Below are 8007 nucleotides of genomic sequence, written 5' to 3'. Positions count from 1 at the left end.
AAAGAAGAAAGAAATCTTAACAAAAGATTGGTTGTGAATTCCTTTCAATTTTTTGTAGATTTACAGTATCGAATTACAACATGTGTATAACAGATTTAAAAGGAAAAGAAGTTGTGAATTCCTTTCAATTTTTTGTAGATTTACAGTATCGAATTACAACAGAAGAATATAGCGAAACGAACGCAGTACAGTTGTGAATTCCTTTCAATTTTTTGTAGATTTACAGTATCGAATTACAACAAAGAGAAGATTAAGTATTTTTTGGTGTCAGTTGTGAATTCCTTTCAATTTTTTGTAGATTTACAGTATCGAATTACAACTATCAGCAGACATTAACACGGCTTTCGCCAGTTGTGAATTCCTTTCAATTTTTTGTAGATTTACAGTATCGAATTACAACTAAGATTTCACGCACCTGCATGCTCTGTCCGTTGTGAATTCCTTTCAATTTTTTGTAGATTTACAGTATCGAATTACAACAGCATTAGCATTAGCAACCGCAGCCTCTGGGTTGTGAATTCCTTTCAATTTTTTGTAGATTTACAGTATCGAATTACAACCTGGGGCGTCGTGAATGATTTTTTTTGCCAGTTGTGAATTCCTTTCAATTTTTTGTAGATTTACAGTATCGAATTACAACATTCGTGCGGAAACAGCGTTAAAGCAGCAGGTTGTGAATTCCTTTCAATTTTTTGTAGATTTACAGTATCGAATTACAACTTAACAAATAATGCAATAAATTCTATTTCAGTTGTGAATTCCTTTCAATTTTTTGTAGATTTACAGTATCGAATTACAACTGAGACAGAAGAAGAACTAGAGCAGTTACTGTTGTGAATTCCTTTCAATTTTTTGTAGATTTACAGTATCGAATTACAACTTTAGATAAAATGCTAATAGCTATAGATGAGTTGTGAATTCCTTTCAATTTTTTGTAGATTTACAGTATCGAATTACAACGTTAAAACGTGCAACTCTTTTAAGTCAATTGTTGTGAATTCCTTTCAATTTTTTGTAGATTTACAGTATCGAATTACAACGGAAGAAAATCACATTTAGAATTGATTTGTGTTGTGAATTCCTTTCAATTTTTTGTAGATTTACAGTATCGAATTACAACAACACCTTTCCAATATACATATTCTAATGTGTTGTGAATTCCTTTCAATTTTTTGTAGATTTACAGTATCGAATTACAACAAATTTTTTACTTATTTAGTTTTGGCAATAGTTGTGAATTCCTTTCAATTTTTTGTAGATTTACAGTATCGAATTACAACTTAACGATGAGTTTATAATCATTACTATTAGTTGTGAATTCCTTTCAATTTTTTGTAGATTTACAGTATCGAATTACAACTAATTTTTCCAGTTCTATTAATTCATAAGAGTTGTGAATTCCTTTCAATTTTTTGTAGATTTACAGTTCTTAGAATTTTTTCAGCTTCTTTTTTCGTGTTGTGAATTCCTTTCAATTTTTTGTAGATTTACAGTATCGAATTACAACTTTCAGCGCAACCGGCAGAAGAACCCTATAGTTGTGAATTCCTTTCAATTTTTTGTAGATTTACAGTATCGAATTACAACATTTCAATTCCTGTATAACTAAAATCGTTAGTTGTGAATTCCTTTCAATTTTTTGTAGATTTACAGTATCGAATTACAACCAAATTACAGAGGTAGAGTTTATATTCATAGTTGTGAATTCCTTTCAATTTTTTGTAGATTTACAGTATCGAATTACAACTTTTCGTTCAATTGGATAGCTCCTTTATCTGTTGTGAATTCCTTTCAATTTTTTGTAGATTTACAGTATCGAATTACAACTTACGGTAAAAAATTCACTTTCGGTTTTCCGTTGTGAATTCCTTTCAATTTTTTGTAGATTTACAGTATCGAATTACAACCTCATCAAAATCCTAGGAAAAATAAGGGTTTTAAGAGTATAATCTACAAAGAAAAAATGATAAAAAATGCTTAATTCTGATTTTGAATTAAGCATTTTTTTAGTTCTATTAAAACAACTCTAACTGTTGGGGCATATTGGGTAAATTGGTTTCTTTTTTTGCAAAAAAGAGTTCCATTTGTCCGAATTGCTTATCGGTTATGCATAAAATACCAACCTTACCCTCCGTCGGTAAACTTTTTTTCACACGTTTTATATGAACTTCTGCATTTTCCTTACTGGGACAATGTCGTAAATAAATCGAAAACTGAAACATATTAAATCCGTCATCTAACAACGATTTACGAAATTTAGTGGCAACACTACGCTGCTTTTTGGTTTCGGTCGGTAAATCAAAAAAAACTAAAACCCACATAATTCTATACGCATTATACCGACTAAAGCTCATTACATCATTGGATAATGTATTATTCTACTTTCTCCCAAGAAACATTTACAAAGCGAACTGGTTGTTATGCTTAAAGCAGTCATTAACGGGCGTTGTAGTCCGTTAATGTAAACATCTTTTGTTGCCAATTGCAATAAATGCGCTTTGGCTTGTTTGTCTAAAACATGGGTGGCTTCAGGCTTTTGCATCCATTCAACGACCAATTGATCGACATACGGACGATAAGGTTCCATAATATCATCTGCCAAACAATAGGCATTGTACTTATTTCTGTGAAAAATACCAATGGTGGGATGCAAGCCACTACACACCAATGCGCGTGCTACCATACTTCGCAAAACAGCATATCCGAAATTTAAAAAATTATTAGGTGCATCGCCTTTTCGTTCGCGGGTAAAATCATCAAACAATTGTTTCCAATAATATTGTGCTGCGATACCTTCCATATTAGTGCTATCGCCTGATTTTACTTCGTTCATATACCTTAACAATGACTCGTGCTCTATATTAAGTTTGCGTAACACCTCTTTCTGTTGAAAAATTTTTGCTTCAACGGTTTGTTTCCACAGTTGTTTTCGTAAAGGTTCGGAACAATTAATTTGATGCTTCAAGCGTTCGGAATGTTCTACGTGCCCACTTATAGGAAGCATTAAACCCAATGGCAAATGACTTTCATCGCAACTAATAATAGCTACATTTTGTTGTTGTAACAGCAGAATTATTGGGTGCGAGAGGGTAATTTGCGGATGATCTAAAACCACGAAACCTAAATCTTCTATGGGTGCAGATCCTTTTACTTCTTTAGTATCGGGATCTATAATTTGAAGTTGATTGTCTTTTAGTTTTAAATAGACCGGATTGCCTATGTAAATGGTTCGTTTGAGCATACATTTAAAAATTTAATATTCTCCCACTTTAACGATATTGCCTAAATGATTGAGACGGACTTTGATAATATCCTTTAGTAAATTACAACTTTGAATATGAATAAACGCAACATTTTTCATTTCTTTTTTATCATCTACCGATGTCTCCAAATGATGTCTAAACATATAATTCTTTGTCGCCAATTTCTGCACTCTAAACAAATTCGGGCTAATCAATTTCTTATTTTTTGGGTCTAATAAATCGATTTCGTTCGGATTAAATCCAGTTTTTTCATTCGGGAAAATGAAATATTCATTTTGTTTCATTGTAAACAAAAATTGCCAACCTAAACCTTGATTGTAACTCTTATCAATTATAGATTCCCCTGCATTTACTAACTGAACGGCATCAAATAATGACACGACCCTTTCTTGTAAATTTCCTTTTTCGTCTCGGTAAATGGCAACGTGATGATTATTTCCGGTGCTTACAAAATCTACAGGAATTCTTTTTCCATTTTCATCTAAAATTTCATTGCCAAGATGATCTTTTTTGTAATGCAAAAATTCAGCATTTTTCACTCCGGAAATTGTTACTCTTTTTACTGAAATCCCTTTGGCTTCGTTAAGCCAAATCGGATTTTTCTCTAAATCGGAAAATGCTTTTTTCGGGTCGTTTCCGAATTCTTTTAAACGATTAAATAAGATTCTTTTTATTCCCTCATCCAATATTTTTTCAATGGTTTTTACATCTTTAAAATTGTCGGGCGTAATCTCTTTTCGGATGGAATAATCTTCTTCCAGCCAAGTCAGCTTTACAATTTCAGGAAGCATTTCGGTTTTTTCGTTATTTAGATAAATCGGATTTTTACTCAAAGCATTTTTTCCTGCAAAGGCTTTTTTCGGATCATTACCATTTTCTGAAAGTCTTTGAAGTAACAACTTTTTATAAATAGGATTGGCTACTTTTTGAATGATTGTTTCATCAAATTTCGCACTTACTTTTTCTTCTTTATTGACGTAATACTGATATTTTCCATAGACGGTTTCTTTGTGCAACTGACCTCTCGGCGTGAGTTCGACTTTGATTTTTTCGCCGTTTTTTGTCTTTGTTTTGTTCTTGTTTTTGGTAACTACTTTATTTTTTGCTTTGTGAGAAACCAAAACGTTTTCCAAATGTTCTTTGGCTAATTCTCTGAAATTCGGAATAGGTAAATTGAATACTCTCTTTTTATTTCCGTCCTCATCATAAATCCAAGTTGTTTCTTTATTTTCTATACTAACTATCGCATGATGTAGTTTATGATTCTCATCTTTTCTGGCATTTAAAAAATTAAGAAATTGAATATGACTTTGCTTGGTAAACGCAACCGTTAAAGCATCCATTGCATGATGGCGATGATCGTTTCGTTTGCTCCAATCCACAATTCTTTCTTTGAAACTACCGTCTTTTTTCTGAACCTTTTCGGTTAAGCCTAAAGTTTTGAATTTCTCAAAATTAAGCTCCTGCATAATGTTGATCAAATCCCAATCTTGACGTAATTTATCGGTTACACTACCCGTTGTAGGAGTAACCACACGACATATTTCATACAAAAGATTTCTTGCTTTTTTGGCGATGTATTGACTGTCGCGCAAATCTCTGTCGATGAAGCCGTCACCGATTTCAGATTCTTGTTTTAGTAATTTTTGATATTTGGCTTTTGTAATTTTTTTCTCTTTAAATAAAGTTTCTACAATTGATTTGTATTTCTCATAACTTTCGGGAGATTTATTGGCCATATAATCATTTGCCGTTTTGTTTCCTTTGTCTAAATTGGCTTGTCTCGGAACCAAAACTTTGTTGGAAAAACTATCGTCAAATACTTTAGATTGGGCAATTATATGGTCTATATCATAGTTTTTGCTGTACAATTTTTCGTAGTTAATTTTTTCATCTGTGTACAAATCTTTGAAAGCATTAAAAGCCAATTCCTGGTATAGTTTGTAACGAACAATATCGTTTTTGCTTGGATTTTTGATATGCGGAAAATCTTTTATAATCGTATTTCTGATTTTATCATTTTCAATTTTCGAAGCATTGATATTCGTTGTCATTTCAGCTCGCTCTTTGGTATTTTTCTTCAGTTCGCGAGCCAATTCAATACGAATTTCATCAAACTTAAAATATTCGATAATGTTTCCGTTTTCATCTTTCTTGCTGTTGGTTTCGATGATGGTGTTGACAACATTCACCAATTGATTCAATATTTTTTCCACAACAGGATTTCTCAAACTATTTTTTTTGAGTAATTCCAATTGATTTTTTAAAGGGCGAGTGGCAATTTCTTCTTTGGTTAAAGAGGATACTGAATGTTTATATCCTGCTTGCAAACACGCTTTATCATAATGCAATTCTTTGATGAAAGGATAAATTTTTCGCATCGCTTTTGTACTCAAATTCCCATAATCATCAGAAAAAGCAACGTTTGCCAAAATCTGTGAATGTTCTTTTTTGAAACCAAATTTTTCTTCTAAAAGTCGAAACAACGTATCATTTCCGGTTTTAGAATCGTCTTCCTGATATGAATATAGCAAATGCCAAAGTTGATAGGAAGCTTGTTTTTCGAAATCTTTTCCATCCAATTCCGCATCGAAATCCAAAATTTCGGTTTTGATATTCAGCACTTCAAAAATGCGTTTCACCATTTCTTTAATTTCGGAAGCGGAAGCTTTTAGCTCAGAAACATCAATATCATCTTTTCCTTTTAGTTTCAGTAAATCTTCATCATAACCTTCCAATTCAAGGATTTTCAGATAGGCATCAAATAAAGCTTTATTGGTTCTGTTGCCTTCTAATTCAGAATAATTTATTTCCCAATCAGCAGATTTATAACCCAAAAGTTCAATGATTTTTACTGACTTCAGATTTCCTTTGATATTTAATTCATCAAATAATTTTTGTTTGGTTTCCAAATCGAAAACAAAAATTTCCTTTTCTTCATCGAATAATGTAGGTTCAATATCTTTTTTTACGGTTCTTTTCCTACTTCCTTTTTTTCTAACCAAAACATTATTCAAAACCTGCCAGATTTTAAATTCCTGAAACAAAGGCGAAGATTTCGGAGCAACTTTTAGACCGATGATTCTCTTAATTTTTTGTCCGTTTTTTTCGATTTCAATTTCTTTACTTTCAAATTCACAAAAACTCACCAAACCTTTCTGAGACTTCAATTTTCGTTGGTAAAAAATAATAATATCACGGATTTCGGTTTTTAATTTTTCAGTCAATTCAGGATGAAATTTTGTTTGCGTTTCCCATATTTTTTCAAATTCATCTAAATAATCTTGTCGATAGAAAACCTGGTTTTTTAATCTCGTATGCGGATTTTTCTCTAATTGTTCATATAAATATTGTCCAACTGTTTGGTTATTGAAATACAGTTCTTTGCTTCGGTCGCTGATTGCTCCCAAATATCCACTGGAATTGTTCAAATTATTATTGATTTCCGTAATTACATAGGCAACTTCTTCTTTTTCTAATTGTTTATCAACCGCTTCACTTCTCCACAAGTAGGCTTGCAATTTTTTCTCTTCTCTCGATTTTGCTTTATTTTCGGCAGTATTGAAACTATATTTTGACCAAAACATCGCAGATGTCGCACGTTGACCTTTTCCTTTTAATTCTTTGTAAAATTCATCCGTTAAAATTTCGGGATAAAATTGTTTCTGAAAATTCCAAACTTGATCAAATTCTGCTTGCAAATCCGAACGGTAAAAATCCGGTAAATACTTTTTTCCATCTTTTAATAACTGAAATGCCAATTGCCCCGGAGTTAAATTTTCCTCGTACAGTCTTTTCGCAACTGCCATTCCGTCTATGATTTGACCTTCATCTTCATTTTTGGCTTTGCGGCTACTTTTGTAACCACGCTTTTTATTAATGGCTAAAAAAACTCTCGCCAATTCTTCTTTTTCAATTTTTTCAACCGCAGATTTTGCTCTGAAAAAATAGGTGGAATGCGTTGTATTTTTGCCATTTTCAGCAAGAACAGTTTCTTTAGTAATGATATTGGCTTTCAATAAAACGTCAATTAAATTTTTCCTTCTGTCTTGGTAGCGGTCGAGATTTCGTCTTGCTCCGCGTTTCAAAGTTCTATCAGCATTTACAGAAACCGGTTTTCCTTTTTCGAAATTGGTTTGTTCGTCCGTTGTCAAAGGATTTACACGTACTCCGATTTTTTTAATAGAAGATTGTTCGGGAGAATTACCTTCAATAATATACGCAAATCCGATTGATGTTGTACCGAGATCCAGACCGAGAATGTTTTTACTCATAGTTTTTATTGATATTATTTAAGTATTTTGGTTTTGAATTGTTTTCAAATTTATTCATTTAATATTAAATAACAAATCCTCATCAAAAAAATACTTGTTTATTAATTTTCATTTTATATCTTTGCAGGGCAATGAGATCAAAATTTATAATCTCAATCACATTAGAGTTACAAAAAATAGAATATTTTCTCATTAATTATATTTTATACATTGTATTGCAAGCAAAGGGAGAAGAATAATATATCATCAATTAAACACTAACGTTTTTCAATAAAAAAACAAGTATTTCATTTGATGAGTTGTGAATTCCTTTCTATTTTACTCCCTTTGTTTTTTATTAATTATAGTCCTAATAACTTATGTGTACCAAAAACACATTATTTATCTTAAATAATAAGCTCTCTATTAATTTTATAAATATATTAAGAAAAAAAATATAATTTTTACGGATTTCCTCATTGTTTTGATAT

The 8007-nt window shown here is 31.6% G+C and carries 3 protein-coding genes and 1 CRISPR repeat array; all 3 genes read right to left on the bottom strand.

The window, feature by feature from the left end:
* Window positions 1-30 precede the first annotated feature (30 nt).
* Window positions 31-1907: direct repeats of the CRISPR family, unit length 50 nt; unit sequence GTTGTGAATTCCTTTCAATTTTTTGTAGATTTACAGTATCGAATTACAAC.
* A gap of 108 nt (window positions 1908-2015) precedes the next feature.
* Genes cas2 through cas9 form a run of 3 tightly spaced genes read right to left on the bottom strand, consistent with a single transcriptional unit; the run spans window position 2016 to window position 7537 of the window.
* Entirely contained in the window at window positions 2016-2354 is a 339-nt protein-coding gene (gene cas2 / locus ACUSJC_RS16030; RefSeq protein ID WP_449270578.1) for a CRISPR-associated endonuclease Cas2, read from the bottom strand.
* On the bottom strand, window positions 2354-3241 hold the full coding sequence (cas1, locus tag ACUSJC_RS16025; protein ID WP_449270577.1) for a type II CRISPR-associated endonuclease Cas1: 888 nt from the start codon (window positions 3239-3241) through the stop codon (window positions 2354-2356). The genes cas2 and cas1 overlap by 1 nt, the downstream gene beginning before the upstream one ends.
* A gap of 12 nt (window positions 3242-3253) precedes the next feature.
* The gene (gene cas9, locus ACUSJC_RS16020; RefSeq protein ID WP_449270576.1) at window positions 3254-7537 is read right to left on the bottom strand and encodes a type II CRISPR RNA-guided endonuclease Cas9; all 4284 of its coding nucleotides are present in this window, start codon (window positions 7535-7537) and stop codon (window positions 3254-3256) included.
* Between the last annotated feature and the right edge of the window lie 470 nt (window positions 7538-8007).

Source organism: Flavobacterium sp. U410 (genome assembly GCF_053570605.1).
The sequence above is the reverse complement of the archived record's forward strand: the minus strand, read 5'-3'. Positions and strand labels throughout refer to the sequence as shown.